This is a genomic window from Caldicellulosiruptor hydrothermalis 108 (genome assembly GCF_000166355.1).
GTDB classification, from domain to species: Bacteria; Bacillota; Thermoanaerobacteria; order Caldicellulosiruptorales; family Caldicellulosiruptoraceae; genus Caldicellulosiruptor; species Caldicellulosiruptor hydrothermalis.
The window spans coordinates 1,081,535-1,106,912 of sequence record NC_014652.1 but is presented as its reverse complement, the minus strand read 5'-3'; the positions used below and the strand labels follow the sequence as shown (position 1 = coordinate 1,106,912).

The window sequence follows — 25,378 nt, the reverse complement described above, 5'->3', positions numbered from 1 at the left end:
TCTATGTTCCCCCAATGAAAATACTTAATCCCACAACTTCCATGGAGCAGTTCCACTATTCCACAAATTTTCTAATTCAATTTTGTCTCTTAGTGTATCCATTGCTTTCCAAAACCCATAATGTTTATACGCATTCAACTGATTTTCCTTTGCCAATCTTTCTAATGGTTCTCTTTCAAAAATTGTAGAGTCATCTTTAATATAATTAAAAATTTCTGGTTCTAAAACAAAGAATCCTCCATTAATCCACGCTCCATCTCCTGCTGGTTTTTCAATAAACTCAATTACATTGTTCTCATTATCAATTATTAACGTTCCAAATCTCCCTGGAGGCCGAACTGCTGTAACTGTAGCTATTTTATTTGATTTTATGTGTGATTTATAAAGCTCATTGATATTTATATCTGCCACTGCATCCCCATAGGTCAACATGAAAGTTTCATTGTTAACATATTTTTGAATTCTTTTAATTCTTCCTCCAGTCATAGTATGCAGTCCTGTGTCTACTAATGTAATTTTCCAATCTTGATTGAAATTATTGTGGTAGTAAATTTCCCCACTTTTTATATCAACTGTAATATCACAATTATGTAAATGATAGTTTACAAAGTATTCTTTTATCATATAACCTTTATAACCTAAACATATAATAAATTCATTGATTCCCCAATAAGAGTATATATTAAGTATATGCCATAAAATAGGCTTATCACCTATTTCAACCATGGGCTTAGGTTTACTTATGGTTTCCTCACTAAGCCTTGTTCCAAATCCCCCCGCTAAAATTACCGCTTTCACTTTCTTTTTCCCCCTTTTTTATACTATTCAAATAGCTTCTTTAGCTGGTCTGCATAATTATCAAGTACGTCTTCCTCATAAATTCCATACTTATATTGTTTACACTTTGAGCATACACTGCTTGCATTATTAATTCCATCCAACATACCTCTTCTAAAAGCTTTAAATTTTGAACTATTCCAGATATCTACAAATGACTCTTTAGTTACATCACCAACAACAATTGGATACGAAAAAGAACAACATGGAACTACATTGCCATCTGGGTTAATTTGCATCATGTAAAAAGGTTGTGGACAAATGTTAGCTTATAAAATTTGTAAAGATCATCTTTATGAAAAATAGTAATTATTTGAATAACTTAATCAATCCATAAACAAATTAGTTCCTCTTCTACTTGGAGCGTAGTAATCATCAACAATAAAAAATTTTTTTATATCATCGGATATAAAACACGCATGTGATGTAAATAAACCATATAACTTGTCAATTAGTTCATTACCAAAATTTCTTTCTAATAATCCTCTATCTAATTTAATCATTTCCTCTACAAAGGCGAGCATGCCTTCGTGACATTCATTTATTATTGAAAAGTGAAATTCGTTAATTGAATTTTTCTCGAATACAGGTTGTCCATTATCATCAAACTTTACAAGCTGCCCATCTGGCGAAGTAAATACTATTTCGCCAAATAAATACTTGGTTGAGATAGAAGTTTTGCTTAAATGAGGAGAAATTAACTCTCCATATAAACCATATGCCTTTTGAGAGGGAAGAATTATGTTTTTTATATCATATTCAGTTGCAAAGTAATAACCACATAAATCTTTTTTCATTATTTTTGAAACACAATACTGTGTTACCCCCTTTCCTACAAAATTAACACAGCCTATATTTCTAGCTTCTTTTATTGTTAATGAACTAATATATTTCAAATAATTTGCCCTTTCTTTCTTTGCATTCTCAAATGTTAAATCAGCATAGTTATATAAATAGTCTAACAACTCTTTTTCCGTAACTTCATAATAATATTTTTCTGCGAACTCGTCTTTATCCTCTATGTAAATACCAAAAGCTATATTTATTAACTCTTTTATTTTCAAATTTCTACATTTACACACATTTTTTATAATAAATACTACATCTTCCCAATTTTCAATAGCCGCTACACTTGAAGCTCTTCTTGATGTTAAAAAATATATGCTTTCTGGTGCATCAAGATCATAGAACTCAACTATTTTCTTATATATCTTTTCAATAATATATCCATCACGTGAAAAGAAAAGTAATTTTTCTATTCTTTCTTTTTTGGCCATTTTAATAAGCCACAATACAAAATTTAAAACCATTGGACCAAAGAATGAATAACCAATATCATACATACTATTTATATATATGGCCCCTTTTCCTTTATTCAACGAAAAAGGACTCTTTAATAAAGGGAACATACTCACTCCCATCAAAATACTATCAGAGGAATTTTTGACATTAATCAACAAATCCTTTAATAAAGAACTTAAAATCAAATCATACCCGCTTCTAACTTGGAATGTACTTATACTATATTTCTGAGGTATTTCTCTATCAGAAATTTGATTATCACCAATATGCAATATTTTCTTCTGCTTATACAATTGTTTTAAATATTCAAACATATCTCCACCAGACTTTGACTTTTTCTCTTCGCATGATATTAACAGTTTATCGAATTGTAAGATCCCATTTTTCCTAAGTAATAGTTCTAAATATTTTCTATTAAAGTACGTATCTGAAGTAATACATACAGTTTTCCCTTTTTTTATTGAATACAAATACACATCTATAATATCACTTCTTGGTATACAACATTCCATTTCTAACTCAATTTCTATTTGCATTATTTTATTTAACAAGTTGTTATCAGTTATATTTAACAATTCTTTTAATACACTGTATATCTGGAAAATATCATAATTTTTATCTATATAATTGTAACAATATTTTTCAGCTTCAATTCTTTTTATCTTGAATGGTATTTCAATGTTATATTTGTAATATAACTCTCTTTCTACTAAATCAAAAATATCAGAAGGATTTAATACTTTCCGCATAAGTAATGTATCAAAAACATCAAACGAAATTACATCATGTTTTTCTATTTCTGATTTTAATTTATTTATATCATTTAACCAATATGGATCATTACTTATTATTTCATCTCCAAAATCAACAGGAGTAGTTCCATTAATATACTTAATTTCTATTCCATAATCTTTTTTTAAAAACGAAATACGCCTATATATTAACTCAGAAACCGACATATTAGCCACAATAATTATTAAGTCTACATTTGAAGAAATAACCTCATCATAAGATAAAACTTTTAGTCCATAAATAACACTTCCTACTGTGTCTTTATCCATTAATCCAACAAAATTAAATTCTTTAGCTTCTTCTAATATAAGTTTTGTTTTTTCTCCAATACCATAAAGAACAATATTTTTATTTTTATATTCATTAAAATTAAAACGGAACTCTTCGATAAATCTCCTTCTATAGTCAATATCTTCCTGATTTTGGTATTCAATCCAATTCATGTTTATCTCTCCTTTCTGACAATAAAGATTTATTGTAATTGCTCTCCAGGGGATAGTTGTGGTTCATCAAATGGCATATTGCAAAAACAGCATGCATCAACAAATTTAATTACTAAAATTTTTCAAGTGTACTTACTAAGTTTTTAACATCTTTTAAAATTCTACGTATTAATTGCCATAATAACAACCAAGAAAATTAGGTTTATTTAGGAAATCAATTTATAAAATCTTACAGCTGATATTAACAAGTTGCATATAAAACTGTATCCACTCCGTATAATCCATGAGCTCGCAAATAAAGCTTATAATCAGGATTAATTTTCTTAATTAAACAAGGAATTTCCCATATATGCTCAATTTTGTGATAAACACACATAGCCAAATCGGGAGAGTACTTTTTTATTATGTTCTCTGCACCTATGAGAGCTTCATATTCAGCCCCTTCAACATCCATTTTAATAAAGGTAGGCGCAAAATCCATCAGCACATCATCCAAAGCTACACATTGTACATAAATATCACCATCTTGTGAAATTTGGCTTCCCATACCCTTACCTGATAAAAACTTCAACATTGTTGTACTACTCCATACCCCGCACGGAAATAATATATGCTCTTTTGCAACCGGATCTTTTTTTAGTTTACTCACTAATCTTTTGAAGTGATCCGGCTCAGGTTCAAACAAAGCTATCTTTTCAACTTGTCCTACCATTTTATTTAACATATAAGCAGTATCACCATCATAAGCCCCACAATCAATGAATCGTGAATATCCTTTTTTGTGATCAATATCTTCAACAAAATATTGAATGCTCTTATCCGGTTTGGGCAATTTTTCTATATTTATAGAGAAAGTACCTTCAAGAAAATTGAAAAAAATTTCTTGACTTCTTATATCTTCTAAATAAGAAGCTGCTTCAATTATTTTGTCTTTATGATGTTTAAGAACATCTTTGCCAAGGTCCAAAATATTATAAAATATACACATTTCGTAGTAATAACAAAATTTCTTAAACTTTAGTGCAAATAAATACTCTTTTATTTTCTTCAGTTCTTCCTCATTACATAAAAAACCAATAATAACAAAGGCTTTTTCTTTATTTATCTCTTTAGTGTCAACAGGAAAAACAGGCTTACCAATGTAAGCTTTCAAATCAGATGCCCTTCTGTCCATAAACCCCACTATGTCCAAATTTAACTTTTGCAATAATTCATATGTCATTCTCCCTGCATTCCCCGCTCCGTAAATGAAAATATCAGAAGAAGCAATTTCATTAAAAAACTTATCAAATTGTTCAGCATTTTCGTAAGACATAATCAAATTTTCTATTTTGGTCTGAAAACTATTGTTATTCGAAACATTCATTACTTTCTTCCTCCATTATTTTCGCCCATAGATTAAGATATACATCATTTGGAAATTCTCTTCTATAGTGAATTACAGAGGATTTATTCTTTTGCTTTAACGATGGACTAGTTGATTTAATTAACTTTTTTATCTCTTCGGTTTGATTGTTCAATCCAGTTTCATAACTAATTTTAAACGCTTCATAATCCTTTCCAAGACAAGACATAAACCACTCAGCAGGAGTATTACCTAGATATTTCTTGAAATTAACTAACTTTTTTGATTCTTCCATGGTTAATTCACAATTTTTAATAAAAGATTCTACAAAATTTTTAGCCGTATATTTCTTTAAAACATATTCTTGAGCCTTTTTACCCATTTCCTCTCTCTTATCGGGATTATTATATAAATATCTTATTGCCTGTCCATATTCTTCTACACTATTAACCAAAATTCCTGTTTCTCCGTCTTTGATAATATATCTTTCTACCAATTGATTAAGAAGAACAGGTGGAATTCCTGCAGCCATAGCTTCAATAATAGAATTTTCAGCAGCAAATGTATGATATGGTATTAGTGGATAACCTAAAACATCGATTTCCGAAAGTACTGTTTTTACATCATTTACATATCCAGTAAAAATAAATTTTCCTTTTAACCCTTTTTCTTCACCTTTTTTTTCAATATACTCTCTAACTGGTGCATCACCGACTAAAATAAACTTAGCTTTATTTAATTTAACAGCAGAACAAAACTCCACAAAATTAGGATGCAATTTTGAGAAATCAACCAACCCTATATAACCTACATTAAAACCATCATGTTCCTTCTTTTTTATGTTCACAAAATCATCTATACCTGGACAGCCATATACGACTCCTGTTTTCTTTTCTAAAATGTCTGGAGGAATTCCTTCAAAAACCTTTGCTTCATAAGATGCTTCTGTAGAGAAAATAACCCTTGTTGCTTCTAATAAAAAGTTCGGATTTAACGCTGGAACAGTAAGATTATTTATATGTGTCCATATAATTATGCGTAATGGAACTTCAGGTAAATTATATAAAAATTTTGATATTTTGGGATGATGCCACCAGTGAATAACAACTATATCACTTTCAGAAAGTAAATTTCCTATTTTCGAACTATCAGGGGATATTGATATTTTAGCCCCTGCTTCAAAGGCTGAATTAATAAAATTCCATTTTTGAGGCTGTTCTAGCAAAATTATTTTATGTTGTATTTTATCAGCAGTTAACCTAACTAAACCGGAAATAACTCTCCCAACTCCTCCGCCCATATGGGGAGTAACATGACAAATTTTAATCATTCTCTACCATTCCTTTTTATGAAAATAATTTTGCTATGTTATTTCATTTTTTATAACATTTGGATAGCTTTATAACTAATTGGGTTTAATGAATAAATTGACAAAAGCTTTCTAAATACAATTAACAATCTCAATAATTTCAGGTGGTATATTTTCACCCATATCTAAATTATATATATCCTTGATGATTTCGATAAACTGTTCAACGTTTTTCTTCTCAAAAATATAGTTTACCATCATGTTAGTAAAACCAATTTCTAAACCATATAAGTTTTTCAATAGTTGCGCCCTTTTTAATAAAGAATCTACAATTTCATCTTTACTGAGCAAAGAATTCTTTAAACAATAATAACTTGCAATTAACATTGAAATTAAATGAGAATAAAGTTTTTGTTCTTTCATTGTGTATAAAGATGATGTATTGTATTTACCGTATCTTTGTAAATAGATATATTTATCTGTTATAATTATTTTTTTCTCAGGTTTATGTCCAAATAACCTTGCCAAAAAAACATAATCCCCACAAGCATAGAATATTGGTTCAGGAAGATAATTTTCAAGAAAGTGTTTCATCTCATACGTATGAAGTATAGCTCCGTTCCCAAACATTTCAATTTCTCCTGTTTTAAGCATATTTGTTAAGAAATCTTTTCCATAAAGATTATTATATTTACTTCTATCATAAAAAGCTGTGGGTCCTTTGTCCTCCATTAACTTCACTACGTACCTACAGCATAAAAAAACATTTTCATCTCTAATTTCTCTTAATAATTCATCTAGCTTTTTCGATGAATTTTTAACTAAAATAATATCGTCATCTGGTAAAGAAGTAAAAAATTCTGTTTCAACTTGATCCAATCCTATTTTAAATCCTTCATTAGGACCTATATTTTTGTTAAGGTAAATAATTTTTTGAATTCCATATTTATCTAAATCGAAACTTTTTACAACAGCAACATGATTAGGTTCTGAACCATTTTCAACAATTATTTTTTTTATCTTTCCCATTTTCAAATTATTTTCAAGATCTTCTTTTAAAATATTACTTCTGTTGTAAGTTGGAGTAACTATTGTTAATAATTCAGTAAATTCGTTATTTACAGAATAATTATCCCGAACAAGACTATTCACTTTATGAATTAAATCAATTACATTCATCTTCCTATTTTTTTTTGGTAGTCCACCTAAATTGACAATCGCTTTTTTGATTTCATCAATTTCTTTTTTTAAAGAATAATTATTACTTATGAACTCTCTGTATTCTATTGAATCATAATTCCTATCCAAAATCATATCTACCGCTTCATCTATAGTGTTCCACAAATACTTTTCGGGATAAATATCCCTTGCCCCAACAAAATTATGTATCACAGGTTTTATCCCTTTTACCATTGCTTCCATTATTCCTACTGGATGTCCTTCAGAAATACTACAACTTACTAAATAATCTTTATCTTCCAACCATGCGTTGATATCTTTTTGCCATCCATCGAATATTACATGCTCTTCTAAACTCATTTCTTTAAGCATATATTTGAAATACATCATATTTTCTTCATCTTGAAATTCTCCTGCGATAAATAAACGATATCTTTTATCAATTCGCTTTAGTTTATTTATTATCTGTAATAACATATTAGGAGACTTTCTATAATTTAAATAACCAACATAAGCTACATTGAAACCTTTCTCTCTCTTCCTAAAATTGTAATCTTCCATGCGAATACCATTAGGTATAATAATACTCTTATTCTCTATATTGCCACTCAATTTTGAATTTACAATATCGAAAATATGAGATGCCACAAATATTACTTTATCGATATTTTCCCATTCAACTTGGAATATATAATTTGTAAATGCTTCATACCTATGAATTCTACATACTAACTTCTTCTCCCTTGCAAGCTCATGCCTGCTCCCATATATCACAAGATCATCGCACCACTCAAACCAACAAATATCAGCCCATTGCATGCCTTCGTCTATTTGTTTAAAGTCAGTTACAGTAATCTTCCTTACAAAGTATTCGTCCATCAAGCCTAATATTATATCGTTTAAAAAACTATCTAACCCCGGTTTTACAAAGAAAGCTATTTTGGTCTCGTCTTTTAAAGGTGTAGAAATTTTACACAAAATATTATTTAACTTTTTGCCAATTTCTATTGTCTCCTCGCCAGTAGCAAACTCTAAAGATCGAGCAAAGAATTTTGCCGCTTTTTCATATTCTTCTTTTAATTCATATACACAACCCAAGTTATAATAAAAATCTGCATATGTAGAATCAACAAGCAAACCTTTTTTGAAAACCTCTTCTGCTTTTTCAATTTCATTCTTAGCGTAGTATATTATCCCTTTTATTGAAATAATCTCTGCATCATTTTTAATAACATTTTCGCATTTGTTAATCACTTCTAACGCATAATCTAATTCTCCTTTTTCAACAAGTTCATTAAGAAGCTTTTTTATTCTCTCAACTTTACTCTCAATGTTTTCATTCACTTAAATTCACTCCCTCAAATGTATGTAAAAATTACTAACTATCCCCTACAGTTTTACTTAATCTAACTTCTAAACATCCACTCCCAAGATGTCCTTAGAGAATCTTTTAAGATGTTTAACCAATTTTGGCATTGTTGTTATTGCTTCACGCAAGTATTTTATACTTTTGTCCATTCTCTTCTCTTGTAATGAAAGGTAAATCAAGTACATTAAAGCAAAATATTTTTCTTCCTCAGATAAAAAATATCTGTATTTTTCTTTAATTTCTTCATTCTCATAAAGTCTGCTCATCAACAATATACCATTTTCTGTGTAGTTTAAGAATATCTCATACAATCTTTCATCACTTTGGCGAGGAAAATTTAACAATACCAACAACGCTAAAGATGTATAACGAGCTAAAATATCTATATCTGCTTTTTCTGTCTTTATTACTTCTAAAAGGCTAATAACATCTTCAAAATCAATAAACTTTGCTGTTAACGCCTCTGCTATTTTTACTCTGAGAGTTAATATATCTATTTCTTTAAGCTTTTTAAGCAAAAATTCCTTTTTATCTAAATGACATAACAATGCCTTAAAATAGAATGCAGAAAGGTTCTTTATTTCTCCATAATTAAAAATATAGTTTATGATGTCTGCAGCTTCTACAGGATTAATCCATAATTCTGCGTATTTACCATATAAATTGTCAACCGTAGCAAATTCTTTATATAATTTATTTCTCTCTTCTTCATCTAATTTTAAATCCACAATAAATTTCTCAATTAGTTCAGCTATTTTTTCCTTTTGTTCACTTTGAACGTAAAACTCTTTCAGTTTTTTATACTCTTGTGTTTCTAAATACATCAATACATAGTGTTTGAGTCTTGAGCTATTATCTCTGAATAAATCTATATAGTTTTTTACCTCACCAAAATTTTTTGTATCAAAGTAGTACTGCAAAATATATGAAATTGCCTGATCAATGTAATAGTCATTTACATAATAAAAAGCTAAACTTGGATCGTTTAAAATTTGAGGTTTTTCATTTTTAGCAAAAAAGTTTAAATATTTTTTAAAATACTCCACTGCTTCCTTTCGTCTTCCAATCATATAAAGCGATTGTCCAGCTATGTAGTATAAATCTACATAATCACTGTTGTAATTTATACCTTCTTCTGCAATTTCCCGAGCAATATCATATAAGCCTAAACCGAGGAGAGTTTTTGCATAAAGGCAATATAAAACTACAAATCTTTTTTTTATTTCACTATTCTGAGTTCTTAACAAATTATAAGCTTTCTCAAACTCTATACTTGCCTCTTTTAATTTACCATACATGCTATAACTTACACCAAGCTGATACCTGTAATAAATATTGGTAGGATCTTTTTCGAGTTCTTTAAGGAGCAAAGTTACTGTCCTTTTATACTTATATTCCATTAATTTTGTATCTAGAAGAATATACCCATAATGATATATAGCAATATCACTGTAATAAACTGGTTCATGATAAATTGGTTGATTGTGGACTTTCCCCCAATATTTTATGTAATTTTTTTTGAATATCCTTGGTGATATATTAATCACATAATTTTTTTTGTCCTCTTCTTGAGTTAAATTTTTAACAGTTAAACAAATGGTCTTTGCTTGTTTCTTTTCGGCTTTTTCGATTTCATCTATGACATTTTCTGGATTCTCAATTTCTTCATCTGCATCCAGTATAAAAACCCAATCACCACTTGCTAAGGATATTGTATAGTTTCTCATATCAGAAAAATCATGGTTCCATTCTTTAAAATATATCTTTGTGGCATAGTTTTTTGCAATTTCAACAGCCTTATCCTTTGACCCAGTATCAACAATTATAAGTTCAACATCTTCTCGTAAAAGCAAGGGTTTTAAACTTTCCAAACATCTCTTTAGATTCTTTTCTTCATCCATTACCATCATGCATATGCTCAATCTTACATCTGCCAAAATTTAATTCTCTCCTTTCAAAAAATTTCAAAAAAGCCCTGGTATACTTACACCAGGGCTTGCTTTTTACTTTCACTTTTACCTTTCAATTACCTTAAAAGCTGCAATACTGCTTGTGGAAGCTGATTTGCCTGAGCAAGCATTGCAGTTGCAGCTTGCATTAAAATATTGTTCTTAGTATAAGCCATCATTTCTTTTGCCATGTCAACATCTCTGATTCTGCTTTCTGCTGCTGTTAAGTTCTCTGCAGATACGCCCAAGTTATTGATTGTATGCTCAAGCCTGTTCTGATAAGCACCAAGTTTTGCTCTAATACTGGAGACTTTTCCAATTGCTCCATCAATTGTTGAGATAGCTTGATTTGCTGACGTCTGGTCAGTAATATTTATTGTATCTACTCCTAAATCAGCTGCCTTTGCACTTGCAATTGTTAAACCTATATTCTGATCCTTGTTTGCACCAATCTGGAATACCAATGAAGATGATGAATAAGAACCGTCTAATAATGTCTTTGTGTTGAACTGGGTTGTGTTAGCTATTCTATCGATTTCCTTAACCAACTGGTCAACCTCTGCCTGAAGAGCTTGTCTGTCTTCAGCTGTATTTGTGTCGTTAGCAGCTTGAACAGCCAACTCTCTCATTCTTTGTAAAATCGAATGAGTTTCATTCAAAGCGCCCTCAGCTGTCTGAATTAACGAAATACCATCCTGAGCATTTCTAATAGCTTGATTCAAACCTCTGATCTGACCTCTCATCTTTTCTGAAATTGCCAAACCAGCTGCGTCATCGCCAGCTCTGTTAATTCTCATACCAGATGAGAGCTTTTCAAGTGATTTTGAAAGCATATCATTGTTGATTGTCAATCTGTTATAAGTATTGAGCGCCTGAACATTATTATTAATACGCATCTTACAACACCCTCCCTGAATTTAATTTTTTAGCTTCACGTCCCTGTGAAGCTTTATTTTGTTTTCAATATATATATCGGTGAGATAGTTTCTGTAGTTTAGCTTAAATTTAAAAATTTTTATAAGTGCTATGAACAATAAAATTTTGTATTGTAAAACAACCATTTAGTCTGAAAAACCAGTAAACAATATCTCCTAATTTGACACCTTCTCTCACCTCAATTACCTCCTCATTTTTTACCCTTTAATACATTTATTAACCATCAAAATAGGAAAATAACACTCATTATTACCTTCTTCCAAACAAATACATAAACACAAAAGCCGGAATCTTTATAATTGGAACTCTTGTATTTAGCTCAAGTCTGCCATAGTCTTCTGCTCTTTTTGTGACAAGCACTGCTGAGATAATATCTTTTTCTCTTTGGCACATCTGCACAATTGCATCATCTTCGGCAAGTGTGCTATCTTCTCTAAACTTTACTTCAATTAAGCTCTTACCATTTGGAAAATGGGCAACTATGTCAATCTCTTTTTGATTATCAGTTGATTTTCTAAAATATCCTATCTTTGCATTTACTTCACTGTAAAAGTTATATACATGCTTAAAAACTGCTGTTTCTATCGTAATTCCAAGTTCTTTGCTATCAATAAAGAGATTGTCTATCATTAAAACTGCAATTCTAATAGGTGGATCAGATATATATATATATTCTCTGCTTTGCTTTTAAAACATTTTTGCATTTGGTAAAGTATACTTCTAATTTTTAGCCTAAAAATATAAAGTATACTTTATATTTTTAAGCTAATTTTTTAAAGTATACTTTGTATTTTTGAATCTATCTCAAATAAAATAATCTTAGAAAATAAAAAAGGCAGGCTTTTACCTGCCTTCAGTTGACCTTCCAATTTTTTGTGTATCTTACCCCTTTATCTTCGCTCATCGGACAAAATCTCCTTTAAATCTTTAATCTTATTGAGTCTCTCTCTTCCCTGCAACGCTTCAACATTTTCGTTTTTGACCTCTTGAAGTAGCTCATATCGTAAAACCTTGACGTTTTTTGGAGCATCTATTCCAAGTTTTACACAGTCTTTTTCTATGCTGATGACTTTTATGATTATATTTTCTCCAATTAGAACCTGGTCACCTTCTTTTCGTGAAAGGACAAGCATCTTCTGTATACCTCATTTCTGCACATTGGAATTTGAATTTTCAAAAAGGTAATATCTTAGAGGATACCTTTCATCATCTAAAAGATACTGCATTCCCTTTCTCTTGTTCACATTTATAATAACTGGAGCTTTCAGGTTTACCCTTGTTTGTCTTACATCCTCTGGAATTACAACAATACAAAAAACTGCAACGTCTTGAGCAGAAGTTATTTCTAATTTATTTACAACTTCATCTGGCAAATCAAATTCATAATCTGGCTTTATTTCAAAAGGATTGATTATTACAAAAGCAATGTCTTTATCTTCAACTGATTGAAGCCAGAAAAATGGACTTTGGTCTTCTTTTACTATGACAAATTTCTTCAAATTCTCAAATGCAGGAATACCCTCTTCAAAGAATATTATGTTTTCTTCACTGACTTCAAGCTCTCCAAAAACTCTTGATTTCACAACTGATTTTTGAACTACCATCTTAAATCTCCTCTTTTTTAACTCTTTATATGATTAACATTTTAAAGTTTTGCATATCTTATAATCTCCTCAATGATTTTCTTTATATCGTCAATGCCGTAAATTAAAATATCGTAAACCTTTGCTATGTCAACTTTAGAATACTCATGCACAATTATATTTCGAAAAGAAATCATTTTTTTAAAAACTGAAGCCAAACTCTCCGAAATAACCTTTTCTTTTGATAATATCTCAGGAATCTCTCCATAATAACCTGGTGTTTCAAAACCTTCATCTGCTATTATGTGGTTTCCTATATCTATTAGATTTTGAATTATCAAAAAAAGATTATGGATAACTATGTCCTGAGCATCTTGGTCTTTTTTAAATTCTTCAAAACCCATATTTTGAAATCTTTTTACTCTGTTCAAACTAAACCATATCCTATCTATTTTTTCACTTACCAGTTCTTTCTTTACCATCAGCTGATATCCTCTCTTTTATATACATCATCTTGATTTTCATAATATGCAGCCAATCTTGATAATAATAAAAACTCTGTTTTTTGAAATTTACCAATTTGTCATGGTCTTTTTCTATTAACAAGGTGCCTTCCGAAATCACTTCATGCCTCAATAGAGGTGAAGCATGATTTAAAATTACTAAATCAACTTCTTTTTTTAGTAAATCAGAAATATCTGACATATGTTTAATTTGATATTCTAATACTTTTTTTGCATCTTTTGCTATCTCTTCGTTAATATATACAGCAATGTCTACATCACTATTTTTGCGTTCTTTTCCTTTTGCATATGAACCGAACAAATATGCAAATATGACAGCATTTTCTTTCTCAAAATACTCTTTCAAAATTTTTACAATCTTATCTTTTTCCATCATACCCTCACATCAACCTTACCCATCTCAAAATCTATATAAACCTTGCCACCTTCAAAGTAAATTTGCGGGCGGCTTTTTGGGATGACATCTACGTTATAGTCATACTCAGGAAATGCTTCTTCTATGCATATGTCAATTATAGGCTGACCACCATCTTCAATTCTGGCAAGTCTGTTGCCATTTTCTGCTGTCTTTTGTATATACCTTAAAACCTGCTCATAACCTCTTTGTGCAGAGCTTCGCACAAGGTAGTCTGTTGAGCCAAGGTTTACCTCTTCCCAGCACCTGTCTTGATTTATTTTAACTTTTACATGTTCCTGGGAAAGTTTTACCTTAACAAACTCCTGGTGAATTTGAATCCTTGCAATTTGCATCTTTAGCACTTCCTCAAGCTTTTCTGCCAAATGCTATTTAAAATCTCAGAAAATCCAAAAGTGTTGGCGGCAAAACTTGAGCACCTGTTTGAAGTGCTGCCCTGTAAACATTTTCTGCGGTTTTGAGCTGCATAATAATCTCTGCCATGTCAACATCCTCGTTGTTTGATAGCAATGTAGTAAAGTTCACATTGTCGTCACTGAGTCTATTTTTAATAAGCTCAAGTCTGTTCTGAAGCGCACCTATATCACCACGCTGTGCAACAACATTGTCAATGTGTCTGTCAATATCAGCCAAAAGTGAGTTTACCGTACTCCCATCACCGTTTTGAAGTGCATTTATTAAATTATCCAGCACCTTAAATAAATTCCCCTTGTTCTCATCAGTTTCACCCTGAATATAAAAAACCTGGTTGGCTGTTTTATTAATGCCAATATAATTTGCCTTCATAAGCTCAAACTGGATTATATTTTTACCTGTTGACAAATCTACTGGATACCCGCCAGTTGAAGTAAAATCACCTGTGTCTGAAAAAGAACCATCAGAATTTATTGGTGCTGTGTCTGTTTTAAAACCAGAGAAGATATACCTTCCTGCATAGTTTGTATTCCCAACCTGGATTATATGCTGTTTTATCTGAGCAACCTCTTTTGCAATCTGAGCCATGTCTTCTTTTGTGTTTGTTCCGTTTGCACCCCTTACTGCAAGCTCTCTAACTCTCTGAAGGCTTTCGTTAATATCAGCAAGCGCACTTTCTGTTGTGTTAACCCACGATGTTGCATCATCAACATTTTTCTGAAGCTGCTCTATTTCAGAAACATCAGTTCTGAGCCTCAGCGACCTTGCGGTAATTACTGGGTCATCTGATGGGTAGCGAATTTTTTTACCTGTTGCCATTTTATACTGAATGTCATCTAATCTGCTAAGGTTTTTATTCAGATTTATCAAAAAGTTGTTGATCATCATATTGTTTGTAATTCTCACAGCAAATTCACCTCACAAACTCCTCGTTTAGCTAAAACCTGCTATCTTCCAACAAGCCCTAGTCTGTTGACTAAAACATCAAGCATCTCATCAAATGCATTTATCATTCTTGCTGAGGCCTGAAAACCATGCTGGTATTTGATTAAATTTGTCATCTCTTCATCTATGGAAACACCTGATACTGCCTGGCGTCTGTTGTCAAGCTGGGTGACCATAACTTTCTGGTTTTCTGCAAAGTTTTTTGCACCCTGAGAGTCAACTCCAAGGTTTGAAATCAAAGACTTTAGAAAATCTTCAAACTTTCCTTCTTTGAAAATTGAGGTATCATTTCTTAGCTTCAACATATCAACAACAAGGTCATTCCCACCTGGAAGACTACTTGCATCATAAGTTGTTGCAATGTTGTTAAGGTCGTTCATAATAGCATCAGAGACTTTTATATACCTTGCATAGAAAAATGTCTGGCCAACAGGTGGTTCGAAAAAGTTTATACTTGTATTTTGTCCGTTGAGTGACCAGCCCTGTGTGTGAAGTTCATTGAATTTTTCAATAAGCTTTTGCGCAAACTCGTTAAGTCTGTTTAAATAATAAGGAATACCTGTAAAAGAATTTTTATTGGGAACATCAACTGGCTGACCATTTACAGTCATATCTTCACTCAGACCACCAACGCCATCTCTCATATCCAAAAGTCCTTTAAGCTCACCTGACTTTATATTCAAAACCTGACCTGTGTCCTTCCACATAACAACAAAAAGCCCTGGAACATCGTAAAGGTTTTGCTGTGAAAGCGGGTCGTCAGGATTGAATCCTGTTGGCAGACCATTTGAATCAAATCCACTTTTTCTCATAATTTTTGATTTGTCTGTCTCAAGCTCATAGACTGTAAAGTGATTTACAAGGGTTTCGCCGCCAGCTATCTGCACAATGAACCTGCCATCTTTATCTTCATAAGCAGTTGTGTCAACAATCTTTGAGAGCTTGTCAACAAGAAGATTTCGCTGGTCACGAAGGTCATTTGCCTTTTCGCCTCGAAGCTCTAAAACAAATATCTGCTGGTTCAAATCTGCAATCTGGGATGCTATGCTGTTTATTTCTAAAATTTTATCATATACCTGGTCATTTAGCTCGCTCTGCAAATCTTCAAGCTGTTTGTACATCTTATGTATCGCATCAGTTAAAGCTTGACCTCTCTGGCGAACAAGCGCACGAACTGTTAAACTCTCCGGATTTTTTGAAAGCTCCTGCAAGCTTGAGAAAAATTGGTCTATAACAGAAGAAAGTCCTGTGTCACTTGGTTCATTGAATATGGACTCTATAAAATTCAGGTTATCAGCTTTTATTTCATACTCTCCTTGGCGCGAATATTCGTTTCTATATTGAATATCCAAAAACATATCTCTTATCTGCTCAAGGCTTTGCACATCAGCACCCATACCAACCTGAAATTTTGGGCTATAAAAACCAACCTTAGCAGATGGTGGATTTGACTTTACATTTAAAACCTGCCTTGTATACCCTGGTGTTGAAGCATTGGCAACGTTATGCGATGTCACCTCTAACCCTTTTCTGTTGACAAATATTCCTGTTCTTGCAATCTCAAGCCCGTAAAACGACATTCTATTTCAACCCCTTTTTTCTACAGCTTAACATCAAAAAGGTTTTTCTTTTGTTGCCCTGTTTGCCCATCCCTTTGATATGTAGTGTTGTCTGAAAAATGCGATGAAATTACATTTGTCATAAAATCTATATACTCAAGCGCACTTGAAACTAATGAAGCGTTAAGGTCATTTGCTTTTTTAAGCTTAAAAATAATTTCACCAAGTTTTATTCTCAAATCATTTATTCTCTGCCATTCATCAGGTGTGGCAATGCTCACAATGTCGTTTAGATTGGAAATAGCAATATTTTTTTCTTTTGACAAAGAATTTAAGATTTCTTGCCGTTCTCTTTCAAGTTTGTCGATTATTTCTGTCTCTTTTTTCTCCTGATTTGAGACTTCAATTAGCCCTGAAAGATTGTTTTCCACAATGTATTTTGTTTTTTCATTGCTGAGGTTCAAAATCCTCTCAAATACCTTATATTCTTCTTCTAAAAGCTTGATTATTTTTTCTATACAATTCATTTTATTGCTTCCTTTCTAAAATTTTAATCGACATTTAAATCTTTTATACTTTCAAATAAACATTAAGGCTGCTATTAATTTAAAAGCAGCCAAAATTTTACTCGTTCTTTTTTGAAGCTTTGTATTCTCTTATAAGTTTTTCAACAACATCTTTTCCAGATACATTGTATGTGCCAGAGTCAATCTTCTTTTTTATCTCATTTACCTTCTCTTCACGAACATCAGGTGTGAGCTTTATAGCATTCAAAACAGCTTGAAAATCTCTTGCCTCGCTTGATATTTCAACCTTATCAGTTGCAGTAGGTTCCTGCTTCTTTTCGACTCTGGTTACTTTTGCTGTTTGGCTGTAAATCTGAAATATCCTCATTCTATCTTCTATCCTCATTTTACATCCCTGCCTTGTATCTTAAAAGCTTTTTCTACAGTTATTATCGTGAGAAAATTCAAAAAAGTTTAATTAATTTTTCACTTGTTCTCCTCTTCTTTAAAATCCTTCGAAAGGTACCTGTAGCCAGCCTCTCTTCTTTTAGCAAACTCCTCATTTTTCTTTTTCGACTCTTGAAGTTTTTTGTCGTCAAGATAGCTCAAAAACCTTGTTCCAACTTCTTTCTTGCACTCATCGCAAAGCCTTCCTGTCTTAATTGCTTTACCACATCTTTCACACTCTAAAATGATATTGCTCTCACCAACAATCTCAAGCCTTTCTTCCTTTAAAAACCTTAAAATCTTTTCTGGTGACACGCCTGTTGCATTTGACACCTCTGGCAAGGTCGCACCAGGATGGTCATAAAGATACTCTTTCACTTTTTTGAAATCCTCTTCTTCCTCTTTTCTGCACTGAGGACAGATAGGACTTCCGTCATAAAGATAAATTTTTCCACATCTTCGACAGTTTCTGACATCCATGTTTTAAAAACCCCCTTTTAAAATTTTAAATTGGCAGTTTACCTTGCAAGCTTTGTTATCGCAAGGACAGAAACAAAAACGCACTTTGCCCCATTCTCAAGCAAAACTTTTGAACACTCATTTGCTGTTGCACCTGTTGTGAAGATGTCGTCAACAAGAATGACTTTTTTGCCTTTTATAATATTTTCATACCCTTTTTTAAGTTTTATCTTACCTTTTATCTCTTTTTGCCTTTCCTGGCGTGAGAGGTTATAAAAAGGTTTTGTAAAACCTACTCTTGTAAGAAGGTCAACCGTGGGAATTTTAAGTATCTTCCCAATATTTTTTGCAAGCAAAGAGGAATGGTTAAAACCCCTTTGTAAATACCTTTCATAGCTTGTTGGAACAAAGGTTATTATATCCGCATTTATACCTGCTTCAAGAATCTTTTTAGCCATAAGCCTTGAGAAGGTTATTGCATTTTGATAAAAACCTCTGTACTTGAAAAGATGAACGCCTCTTCGAACTACCCCTTCATAGTAGAATACTGGAAAAACTCTTTCAAATGCAAAGTTTTCTCTCAGACAAGAAGAACAAAACTGCAAAGTAGTATCTCCAATAGGTATTCCGCATTTTTGACACGTATTGCCTGAAATAAACCTTATATTTTTCTTGCAATCATCGCACGGGCTTTTGCCAAGCCTGCCACAAAACGCACATCTCGGTGGAAAGAAAAATTCAATTAGTTTTTCCATTGGAATTTTTAAAAACTGAACAGGTAATTTTATTTATATTAAATCACAAAAGGGAAAAAATTTCTATATAAAAATAAAAGACACGCTTTCTCAATCACAGCGTGTCAAACAAACTCCCTCTTTATCCTCTCTAAAGCTCTTTTTTCAATCCTTGATACATGCACCTGGGAGATATTAAGTTCTTTTGCAATCTCAGATTGTGTTTTGTTTTTGAAGTAGCGCATAAATATTATGTAGCGTTCCCGTCCTTTTAATTTTTTAAGCCCTTCTTTTAGTGCCATCAAATCCAAAAGTTTTGTCGAATAATCTTCTTCATCAGATGCAATGTCCATCAGCGTGATAGGTTTTCCCTCTTCCTGATTTATAACTTCACTCAGCGATGCAACCTCTGATGACGCATCCAAGCAAAGCAAAATCTCATCGCTAGAAAGCCCTGTCAACTGCGAAATCTCTGAGATTGTGGGTTCTCTTCCATGGTTTGATACAAACTGGTTTCTTAGTTTTTTTATTTTACCCTGATTTTCTTTTATCTTTCGTGAAACCTTTATCTTGCCATCATCGCGCAGATATCTTTTTATCTCACCAATTATCATAGGAACAGCATATGTTGAAAACCTGACATTAAACGACGGGTCAAACCTGTCAACAGCCTTTATAAGCCCTATGCAACCTATCTGGAACAAATCCTCAAGTTCTACTCCTTTTGCAGCAAACTTTTTTACAACACTCCACACAAGCGCAAGATTGCTTTCAATTAGCTGCTGACGTGCAAGTTTATCACCGTTTTTAGCCTTACTTATCAATTCCTCCTGGGAAGCCTTGCTCAATTTCTACTCCCTCGCTCTTTCGTTTTTTGATAGCTTTAAACATTCTAACACATGTACCTCTGCCAACTTCTGATGTAACCTCAAGCTTATCCATGAATGTTTCCATCACAGTAAATCCCATACCAGAACGCTCCTGGTCAGGTTTTGTGGTAAAGAGTGGCTGGCGTGCAAGTTCAACATCTTCAATTCCTTTACCAAAGTCAATTACCTCAATCTCCACAATATAATTTTCATAAATCTTTCCTTTTATTATTATTTCCCCAATTTTATCCTCATATGCATGAATTATTGAATTTGTTACAGCTTCAGATACAGCAGTTTTTATTTCAGTAATTTCATCTAAAGTAGGATCAAGCTGAGCAACAAACGCAGCAACAGCAACTCTTGCAAATGCTTCGTTTTGGGCTTTTGAGGGGATTTTCAGTTCCATATAATTTAAAACCTTCATTGTTAAAAATTCACACCCTTTCAATTCTTTTAATTTAACTCAATGCCTCTTCAATAGTGGTATATTTCTTTATCAGCTTTTCTATTCCACAAGTTGAAAGAAGCTTGTTGATATAGTTTGAGTTGCAAACCAGGACAAGTTCTTTGGCAAACGCTTTTGCTGTTCTGAACCTTCCTACAAGAAAGCCAACACCTGACGAGTCCATAAATGAAAGCTCTGAAATGTCTATCACAACTTTTTGAACTTCTGGACTTACAATTTTCATATCAAATCTGAGTCTGTATCTGTCTGCATTGTACTGGTCAAGCTCGCCTTTTATCTTTAAAATCAGTGTTCCTTCTATAATGATTGTTTCAAAATCCATTTTATTGCACCTCGATTTGAAAGTTATATTATTTCTAATTCTATATTACCCTAAAAAACCCTTCAGTATTTAATGTAATATTTTGTCGAAATAGAATATTTTTCTTTCTAATAGCAAACAAAAAACCCTCAACAGCTTTTTGCTGCTGAGGGCGTTATATTCTTTTTCTGGAGCGGGTGATGGGAATCGAACCCACGCTGCCAGCTTGGAAGGCTGGTGTTCTACCATTGAACTACACCCGCTCGTCTTTCCCCTTTGCACATTGAATATTATAATACCTTATCTTGATGTTGTCAATAGGTATTTGGGCGGGAAAATTCAGAAAGATGTAAGAGTTTTGAGAATCTCATACCACACAGCTACACTTTCGCGCACAAAACCATAGTATTCTTCATGCAAATATTGTTTTACATATACACCTGAAAAAGAAGAATTTATTTTTAATTTTTTAGCAATCAAATGTGCTCTTTCTAAGTGAAACATATTTGAAACAATTATAGCGCTTTTGAAACCTTTCTTGTTCATAATCCTTTTTGCATGGAGAAGATTTTCATATGTCGAAAAAGATTTATCTTCCTTCAAAACAAACTCAGGCAAAACTCCACTTTCCACAAGATACCTCTTGCCTGCCTCAGCTTCAGAAATATTTTCGCCCGGTCCCTTTGCACCACAGACAATTATGTATCTTGCATAGCCTTTTTTATAAAGTTCAAAAGCTCTGTTAAGCCTTTCTCGAAAAAACGGACTTGGAAAATCGCCATAAACTGCACAACCTAAAACAATAATACAGTCTGATTTTTTAGGCTTTGCAGAAATGCCAAAAATAATTATTGATGCTTCCGTAACTGCAAATATCAAAATTACACTAGCCAAGGTGCAAAGCGAAATTTTTAAAAACTTTCTCATTTAAAGTACTCCCCGTTACATTCTTCAAATTTTCCTTTATGTTCAATTGCAGCCTTCATTTGATATTTGCATTTTACAAAATATATGCTATAATACATACTGCAAAAAGTAAATAAGCTTATTGGTGGGGATATAGCTCAGTTGGTTAGAGCGCTTGCTTGACATGCAAGAGGTCATAGGTTCGAGTCCTATTATCCCCACCATTTATTTTTGTCAGTAAACAACATCCACAAGGTAAAGCCCCCAGGGTGGCAATGTCTTTCCTGCCTTGGTTCTGTCTTTGCTCTCTATTATAAGCGGAATATCCATTGGTTTTAATTTTCCTGCTCCCACATCTAAGATTGTTCCTGCGATAATTCTTGCCATGTTGTAAAGAAAGCCATTGGCTGTTATATATATAGCAATACACTCATTTTCAAAGGTCAAATATGAATTGTATACACGTCTTATGGTTGTCTTTGCTTCAGAATCAGCAGAACAAAAACTTTTAAAGTCATACTCTCCTATAAAGTATTCACATGCTCTTTGCATGGCATCAACATCAAGCTGGTATGGATAATAATACGCATAGTTTCGCAAAAGCGCAGGACGACTATTTTTGTTATATATAAGATACTTATAAGTTTTCTGCTTTGCACTGTATCGCGCAGAAAAATTTAAAGGTACCTCAACAGCGTCTTTTATAGATATATCGCCAGGCAGGACAGAATTTAAGGCAAGCGGAAACTTGTCTGTTGGAATTTTGCTGCTTGTTTTGAAATTAGCTTTTTGATTTAAAGCATGAACACCTCTATCTGTTCTTCCAGAACCAATCAAGTTTACCTCTTCGCCTGTAAGTTTTTTTATAGCCTCTTCAATTGTTCCCTGAATGGTTTTTTTATTGGGCTGTTTTTGCCACCCGAAATATTCTGTGCCATCATATTCTATGGTCAAGAGAATATTTCTCAAGTTTTTCACCTCACAAAAATTGCAAGTGTAATTAAAATCCCACATACAACAAACGAAATATAGTCAGGAAATCCAAACTCAAGTTTTTTGAGCTTTGTACGACCTTCTGAGCCTCTGTAGCAGCGTGCTTCCATCGCAATTGCAAGTTCATCTGCTCTTTTGAAAGCTGAAATAAAAAGTGGAATTAAAAGTGGCAAAAGTGATTTTGCTTTTTTTATTAATCCCCCTGTTTCAAAATCAGCACCTCTTGACATTTGAGCCTTCATAATCTTGTCAGCCTCTTCGTAGATGGTTGGTATAAACCTTAAGGCAATTGACATCATCATAGAGATTTCATGAACAGGAAATTTCACCTTTTTTAGTGGTTTTAATAACACTTCCAGAGCATCTGTTATTTCAATGGGCGATGTTGTGAGAGTAAGAAGGCTTGTTGCAAAAATGAGCAGCAATAGCCGGATTACTAAAAAGATAGAAAGAACAATACCTCTGTCGGTTATAACAAGCCCTAATATCTTTATCACAGGTTTTCCTTGAGTCATAAAAAGATTAAAAACTACTGTTATAAGGATTAATATAAATACAGGTTTTGTTCCGCGCAAAAGTATAAGCGGGTTTACCTTTGAGAGAAAAATCCACAGAAGTATTACGGCAAACAAAAATATATATCCATAAAAGTTATTTACCACAAATATTGAGATACAAAAAAAGAACAGAACTATTATCTTTGTCCTTGGGTCAAGCCTGTGCACAAATGAATCTTTTTTTATATACTGACCAATCACAAAGTCAACCATTATAGCATTTCACCTTCTCTTTTGAATGCAAGATTTTTAACTATCATATCAGCAACCTTTTCAACACTATATTCAAATCTGTCAATCTTAAAACCCTTAAGTTTTAACCTGTGCTGGAGATAAAGAATATCAGGTGGCAAAAGTCCGCTTTTTTCAAGAAGTTCAACATTCTCAAAAGCCTGATGTTTTGGACCATCAAATTGGATTTTCCCTTTGTTAAGGATTATGACCCTCTCACAGAGCATTGCAACATCTTCTAAACTGTGTGAAATCAAAATTATTGTCTTTTTTGCTTCTTTGTGAAGTTTTTCTATAATTGAAAAAATCCTTTTTCGACCACGCATATCAAGCCCGGCTGTTGGCTCATCAAGAATTATACACTCTGGGTCCATTGCCAGTATCCCTGCTATTGCAATCCTTCGTTTTTGACCACCTGATAGTTCAAACGGCGATTTTTCTAAAAGCTCTTTGGGAATCTCTAAAAGCTCGCACACCTCTTTTACCCTTCTTTTTACTTCATCTTCAGAAAATCCAAGGTTTTGAGGGCCAAACGCTATGTCTTTGTAAACTGTCTCTTCAAATAGCTGATATTCAGGGTATTGAAACACAAGCCCTACTCTTTTTCGAATCTCCTTTGCCCTTTTTTTATCCTTTGTATTTATACCATCAACAACAACATCACCTATCTGCGGCACCAAAAGCCCGTTCATTAGCTGAACCAAAGTAGATTTGCCTGAACCAGTTTTGCCAATAATTCCAATAAATTCTCCTTTTGTTATCGAAAGGTTGATATTTTCAAGCGCCTTTTTTTCAAATGGTGTTTTGTAGCCATATATGAACTCTACATTTTTCATTTCAATGAACATAAAAATCTCTCCATTTCGTCAACCGACCAGATTTCCTTATCAATTTTTACACCTCTTTTTTTAAGCTCAATTGAGAGCTTCAAAATTTGTGGCATGTCAAAGCCCATCTCATAAAACCAGTCAAGCTTTAATAGCTCAAACGAAGGCCCATCAAACTTTATATGTCCTTTATCCAGCACAATGCTTCTTTGGCTCAAGAGCATCTCGTCGATATTGTGTGTAACCAAAACAATGGTCTTTTTCTCTTCTTTGTTTAATCTTTCTACAGTAGCTATAACCTCTTTCCTTCCTTTGGGGTCAAGCATAGAGGTTGGCTCATCCAATATGATGCACTCTGGCTTCATTGCCAGAACACCAGCAATTGCAACCCTCTGTTTTTGCCCACCAGACAGTTTGTACGTGGCATGGTTTTTATATTCCATCATCTCAACAGTCAAAAGTGCGCTATCAACAGCTTTTCTTATCTTTTCTCTCGGCATTCCTAAGTTTTCAGGCCCAAATGCAACATCTTCTTCAACAATCGATGCAACAAGCTGGTTGTCAGGGTTTTGAAATATATATCCGCACTTTCTTCTGATATCCCAGATTTTTTCTACATCTTTTGTATTCATACTATCTACAATCACATCGCCTTTTTCTGGAATTAAAAGACCGTTTATTAGTTTTGCAAGGGTTGATTTGCCAGAACCATTCAGCCCTAATATCGCAACAAATTCTCCTCTTTCTATCTTAAGATTTATATCAATCAAAGCTGGTGTTTTTGTCCCATCAGAGCTTACATATGAAAAGCTGACATTTTTAAACTCTATAAAAGCGCTCATTTTACTTTTCTCCTTTTTGCCAAACTACATTCTATTATAGCAAAAATTTTTGGCCTTAAATATACATGTATTTTTGAAGTATCCCTGCATACATCGAACATATTAACGAAAAAGAGGGTATAATATATATTGGAAGGGGGGATTTGAAATGTTTTCTCCCAGGTGTGACATCTATTTTGATTACAACTTGATAAATTTAAAAGAATTCAACCTGCCAGTTGAACTTGAGAATCTTGAAGCAGAAGAGTTTTCAAAAATTGAGGATACACCAAAGAAAATCAGTCGGCTTTTAAAAGAAACCGAAAATCCGGAGGCACCTGTAAACTGAAGCGTAGC

The 25,378-nt window shown here is 32.7% G+C and carries 28 protein-coding genes, 2 tRNA genes and 1 pseudogene; 2 read left to right on the top strand and 29 right to left on the bottom strand.

Features of this window, described 5'->3' with window-relative positions:
- Positions 1–24: 24 nt before the first annotated feature.
- The 25 genes and pseudogenes from rfbF to CALHY_RS05400 all read right to left on the bottom strand — a co-directional run bounded on the left by rfbF (position 25) and on the right by CALHY_RS05400 (position 21,613).
- Positions 25–798, bottom strand: a complete 774-nt coding sequence (gene rfbF / locus CALHY_RS05515; RefSeq protein ID WP_013402996.1) for a glucose-1-phosphate cytidylyltransferase — start codon at positions 796–798, stop codon at positions 25–27.
- A gap of 23 nt (positions 799–821) precedes the next feature.
- Positions 822–1,100 (bottom strand): SPASM domain-containing protein, encoded by a 279-nt coding sequence (locus tag CALHY_RS13400; protein WP_274376864.1) that lies wholly within the window; start codon positions 1,098–1,100, stop codon positions 822–824.
- 63 nt (positions 1,101–1,163) lie between these two features.
- On the bottom strand, positions 1,164–3,374 hold the full coding sequence (locus CALHY_RS05510) for a haloacid dehalogenase (protein ID WP_013402995.1): 2,211 nt from the start codon (positions 3,372–3,374) through the stop codon (positions 1,164–1,166).
- A 241-nt stretch (positions 3,375–3,615) separates the two neighbouring features.
- Positions 3,616–4,740: an FkbM family methyltransferase gene (locus CALHY_RS05505; RefSeq protein ID WP_013402994.1), complete on the bottom strand. Its 1,125-nt coding sequence runs from the start codon at positions 4,738–4,740 to the stop codon at positions 3,616–3,618.
- Complete coding sequence (locus CALHY_RS05500) at positions 4,724–6,049, bottom strand: glycosyltransferase family 4 protein (protein ID WP_013402993.1); 1,326 nt, start codon at positions 6,047–6,049, stop codon at positions 4,724–4,726. The genes CALHY_RS05505 and CALHY_RS05500 overlap by 17 nt, the downstream gene beginning before the upstream one ends.
- A gap of 111 nt (positions 6,050–6,160) precedes the next feature.
- Entirely contained in the window at positions 6,161–8,551 is a 2,391-nt protein-coding gene (locus CALHY_RS13305) for a glycosyltransferase (protein WP_013402992.1), read from the bottom strand.
- A gap of 69 nt (positions 8,552–8,620) precedes the next feature.
- Entirely contained in the window at positions 8,621–10,513 is a 1,893-nt protein-coding gene (locus CALHY_RS05490) for a glycosyltransferase family 2 protein (protein ID WP_013402991.1), read from the bottom strand.
- An 89-nt stretch (positions 10,514–10,602) separates the two neighbouring features.
- Positions 10,603–11,421 carry a flagellin Hag gene (gene hag / locus CALHY_RS05485; RefSeq protein WP_013402990.1) on the bottom strand — a complete coding sequence of 273 codons (819 nt, stop codon included), beginning with the start codon at positions 11,419–11,421 and terminating at the stop codon, positions 10,603–10,605.
- A 289-nt stretch (positions 11,422–11,710) separates the two neighbouring features.
- Positions 11,711–12,161 (bottom strand): annotated as a pseudogene (locus CALHY_RS05480) (DUF4143 domain-containing protein); the annotation flags it as partial.
- Between the two features lie 190 nt (positions 12,162–12,351).
- Complete coding sequence (gene csrA / locus CALHY_RS05475) at positions 12,352–12,594, bottom strand: carbon storage regulator CsrA (protein WP_013402989.1); 243 nt, start codon at positions 12,592–12,594, stop codon at positions 12,352–12,354.
- Between the two features lie 12 nt (positions 12,595–12,606).
- Positions 12,607–13,065: a flagellar assembly protein FliW gene (gene fliW, locus CALHY_RS05470; protein WP_013402988.1), complete on the bottom strand. Its 459-nt coding sequence runs from the start codon at positions 13,063–13,065 to the stop codon at positions 12,607–12,609.
- A gap of 41 nt (positions 13,066–13,106) precedes the next feature.
- Positions 13,107–13,526, bottom strand: coding sequence for a type VII toxin-antitoxin system HepT family RNase toxin (hepT, locus tag CALHY_RS05465; protein WP_013402987.1), 420 nt, complete (start codon positions 13,524–13,526; stop codon positions 13,107–13,109).
- A complete protein-coding gene (mntA, locus tag CALHY_RS05460; protein WP_013402986.1) occupies positions 13,501–13,941 on the bottom strand; it encodes a type VII toxin-antitoxin system MntA family adenylyltransferase antitoxin in 441 nt (146 codons plus the stop codon). The genes hepT and mntA overlap by 26 nt, the downstream gene beginning before the upstream one ends.
- Positions 13,941–14,318: a DUF6470 family protein gene (locus tag CALHY_RS05455; protein ID WP_013402985.1), complete on the bottom strand. Its 378-nt coding sequence runs from the start codon at positions 14,316–14,318 to the stop codon at positions 13,941–13,943. The genes mntA and CALHY_RS05455 overlap by 1 nt, the downstream gene beginning before the upstream one ends.
- Before the next feature lie 37 nt (positions 14,319–14,355).
- Positions 14,356–15,303, bottom strand: coding sequence for a flagellar hook-associated protein FlgL (gene flgL / locus CALHY_RS05450; protein WP_013402984.1), 948 nt, complete (start codon positions 15,301–15,303; stop codon positions 14,356–14,358).
- 41 nt (positions 15,304–15,344) lie between these two features.
- On the bottom strand, positions 15,345–16,922 hold the full coding sequence (gene flgK, locus CALHY_RS05445; RefSeq protein WP_013402983.1) for a flagellar hook-associated protein FlgK: 1,578 nt from the start codon (positions 16,920–16,922) through the stop codon (positions 15,345–15,347).
- A gap of 20 nt (positions 16,923–16,942) precedes the next feature.
- The gene (locus tag CALHY_RS05440) at positions 16,943–17,428 is read right to left on the bottom strand and encodes a flagellar protein FlgN (protein WP_013402982.1); all 486 of its coding nucleotides are present in this window, start codon (positions 17,426–17,428) and stop codon (positions 16,943–16,945) included.
- Between the two features lie 97 nt (positions 17,429–17,525).
- Complete coding sequence (flgM, locus tag CALHY_RS05435; RefSeq protein WP_013402981.1) at positions 17,526–17,813, bottom strand: flagellar biosynthesis anti-sigma factor FlgM; 288 nt, start codon at positions 17,811–17,813, stop codon at positions 17,526–17,528.
- Positions 17,814–17,893: 80 nt separating this feature from the next.
- Positions 17,894–18,334 (bottom strand): TIGR03826 family flagellar region protein, encoded by a 441-nt coding sequence (locus tag CALHY_RS05430; RefSeq protein WP_013402980.1) that lies wholly within the window; start codon positions 18,332–18,334, stop codon positions 17,894–17,896.
- A gap of 38 nt (positions 18,335–18,372) precedes the next feature.
- Positions 18,373–19,068, bottom strand: a complete 696-nt coding sequence (locus CALHY_RS05425; RefSeq protein ID WP_013402979.1) for a ComF family protein — start codon at positions 19,066–19,068, stop codon at positions 18,373–18,375.
- A 104-nt stretch (positions 19,069–19,172) separates the two neighbouring features.
- On the bottom strand, positions 19,173–19,895 hold the full coding sequence (locus tag CALHY_RS05420; RefSeq protein WP_013402978.1) for a SigF/SigG family RNA polymerase sporulation sigma factor: 723 nt from the start codon (positions 19,893–19,895) through the stop codon (positions 19,173–19,175).
- On the bottom strand, positions 19,861–20,343 hold the full coding sequence (spoIIAB, locus tag CALHY_RS05415) for an anti-sigma F factor (RefSeq protein ID WP_041723117.1): 483 nt from the start codon (positions 20,341–20,343) through the stop codon (positions 19,861–19,863). Before spoIIAB ends, CALHY_RS05420 begins: the two co-directional genes overlap by 35 nt.
- Positions 20,344–20,377: 34 nt before the next feature.
- Positions 20,378–20,707, bottom strand: coding sequence for an anti-sigma factor antagonist (locus CALHY_RS05410; RefSeq protein ID WP_013402976.1), 330 nt, complete (start codon positions 20,705–20,707; stop codon positions 20,378–20,380).
- A 168-nt stretch (positions 20,708–20,875) separates the two neighbouring features.
- Positions 20,876–20,949, bottom strand: a tRNA-Gly gene (locus CALHY_RS05405).
- A 76-nt stretch (positions 20,950–21,025) separates the two neighbouring features.
- Complete coding sequence (locus tag CALHY_RS05400; protein ID WP_013402975.1) at positions 21,026–21,613, bottom strand: YdcF family protein; 588 nt, start codon at positions 21,611–21,613, stop codon at positions 21,026–21,028.
- A 126-nt stretch (positions 21,614–21,739) separates the two neighbouring features.
- On the opposite strand from CALHY_RS05400, the gene CALHY_RS05395 reads away from it, so the two are divergent.
- Positions 21,740–21,816, top strand: a tRNA-Val gene (locus CALHY_RS05395).
- A gap of 10 nt (positions 21,817–21,826) precedes the next feature.
- Here the strand turns inward: CALHY_RS05395 and truA are convergent.
- Genes truA through CALHY_RS05375 form a run of 4 tightly spaced genes read right to left on the bottom strand, consistent with a single transcriptional unit; the run spans position 21,827 to position 25,042 of the window.
- On the bottom strand, positions 21,827–22,561 hold the full coding sequence (truA, locus tag CALHY_RS05390; protein ID WP_013402974.1) for a tRNA pseudouridine(38-40) synthase TruA: 735 nt from the start codon (positions 22,559–22,561) through the stop codon (positions 21,827–21,829).
- 5 nt (positions 22,562–22,566) lie between these two features.
- On the bottom strand, positions 22,567–23,355 hold the full coding sequence (locus CALHY_RS05385) for an energy-coupling factor transporter transmembrane component T family protein (RefSeq protein WP_013402973.1): 789 nt from the start codon (positions 23,353–23,355) through the stop codon (positions 22,567–22,569).
- Positions 23,355–24,221, bottom strand: coding sequence for an energy-coupling factor transporter ATPase (locus CALHY_RS05380; protein ID WP_013402972.1), 867 nt, complete (start codon positions 24,219–24,221; stop codon positions 23,355–23,357). Before CALHY_RS05380 ends, CALHY_RS05385 begins: the two co-directional genes overlap by 1 nt.
- Complete coding sequence (locus CALHY_RS05375; protein WP_013402971.1) at positions 24,206–25,042, bottom strand: energy-coupling factor transporter ATPase; 837 nt, start codon at positions 25,040–25,042, stop codon at positions 24,206–24,208. The genes CALHY_RS05380 and CALHY_RS05375 overlap by 16 nt, the downstream gene beginning before the upstream one ends.
- A 148-nt stretch (positions 25,043–25,190) precedes the next feature.
- On the opposite strand from CALHY_RS05375, the gene CALHY_RS05370 reads away from it, so the two are divergent.
- Positions 25,191–25,370, top strand: coding sequence for a hypothetical protein (locus CALHY_RS05370; protein WP_013402970.1), 180 nt, complete (start codon positions 25,191–25,193; stop codon positions 25,368–25,370).
- Positions 25,371–25,378 lie beyond the last annotated feature (8 nt).

Bases quoted from the DNA above. Each gene is read 5' to 3' on its own strand.
- CALHY_RS05425 (WP_013402979.1), bottom strand. From the start codon at position 19,068: ATGGAAAAACTAATTGAATTTTTCTTTCCACCGAGATGTGCGTTTTGT.
- mntA (WP_013402986.1), bottom strand. From the start codon at position 13,941: ATGGAAAAAGATAAGATTGTAAAAATTTTGAAAGAGTATTTTGAGAAA.
- flgK (WP_013402983.1), bottom strand. From the start codon at position 16,922: ATGTCGTTTTACGGGCTTGAGATTGCAAGAACAGGAATATTTGTCAAC.
- csrA (WP_013402989.1), bottom strand. From the start codon at position 12,594: ATGCTTGTCCTTTCACGAAAAGAAGGTGACCAGGTTCTAATTGGAGAA.
- CALHY_RS05455 (WP_013402985.1), bottom strand. From the start codon at position 14,318: ATGCAAATTGCAAGGATTCAAATTCACCAGGAGTTTGTTAAGGTAAAA.
- CALHY_RS05385 (WP_013402973.1), bottom strand. From the start codon at position 23,355: ATGGTTGACTTTGTGATTGGTCAGTATATAAAAAAAGATTCATTTGTG.
- CALHY_RS05370 (WP_013402970.1), top strand. From the start codon at position 25,191: ATGTTTTCTCCCAGGTGTGACATCTATTTTGATTACAACTTGATAAAT.
- CALHY_RS05400 (WP_013402975.1), bottom strand. From the start codon at position 21,613: ATGAGAAAGTTTTTAAAAATTTCGCTTTGCACCTTGGCTAGTGTAATT.
- CALHY_RS05505 (WP_013402994.1), bottom strand. From the start codon at position 4,740: ATGAATGTTTCGAATAACAATAGTTTTCAGACCAAAATAGAAAATTTG.
- CALHY_RS05410 (WP_013402976.1), bottom strand. From the start codon at position 20,707: ATGGATTTTGAAACAATCATTATAGAAGGAACACTGATTTTAAAGATA.
- flgM (WP_013402981.1), bottom strand. From the start codon at position 17,813: ATGAGGATAGAAGATAGAATGAGGATATTTCAGATTTACAGCCAAACA.
- spoIIAB (WP_041723117.1), bottom strand. From the start codon at position 20,343: ATGAAGGTTTTAAATTATATGGAACTGAAAATCCCCTCAAAAGCCCAA.
- fliW (WP_013402988.1), bottom strand. From the start codon at position 13,065: ATGGTAGTTCAAAAATCAGTTGTGAAATCAAGAGTTTTTGGAGAGCTT.
- CALHY_RS05375 (WP_013402971.1), bottom strand. From the start codon at position 25,042: ATGAGCGCTTTTATAGAGTTTAAAAATGTCAGCTTTTCATATGTAAGC.
- CALHY_RS05500 (WP_013402993.1), bottom strand. From the start codon at position 6,049: ATGATTAAAATTTGTCATGTTACTCCCCATATGGGCGGAGGAGTTGGG.
- CALHY_RS05440 (WP_013402982.1), bottom strand. From the start codon at position 17,428: ATGAATTGTATAGAAAAAATAATCAAGCTTTTAGAAGAAGAATATAAG.
- CALHY_RS05380 (WP_013402972.1), bottom strand. From the start codon at position 24,221: ATGTTCATTGAAATGAAAAATGTAGAGTTCATATATGGCTACAAAACA.
- CALHY_RS05430 (WP_013402980.1), bottom strand. From the start codon at position 18,334: ATGGATGTCAGAAACTGTCGAAGATGTGGAAAAATTTATCTTTATGAC.
- hag (WP_013402990.1), bottom strand. From the start codon at position 11,421: ATGCGTATTAATAATAATGTTCAGGCGCTCAATACTTATAACAGATTG.
- hepT (WP_013402987.1), bottom strand. From the start codon at position 13,526: ATGGTAAAGAAAGAACTGGTAAGTGAAAAAATAGATAGGATATGGTTT.
- CALHY_RS05510 (WP_013402995.1), bottom strand. From the start codon at position 3,374: ATGAATTGGATTGAATACCAAAATCAGGAAGATATTGACTATAGAAGG.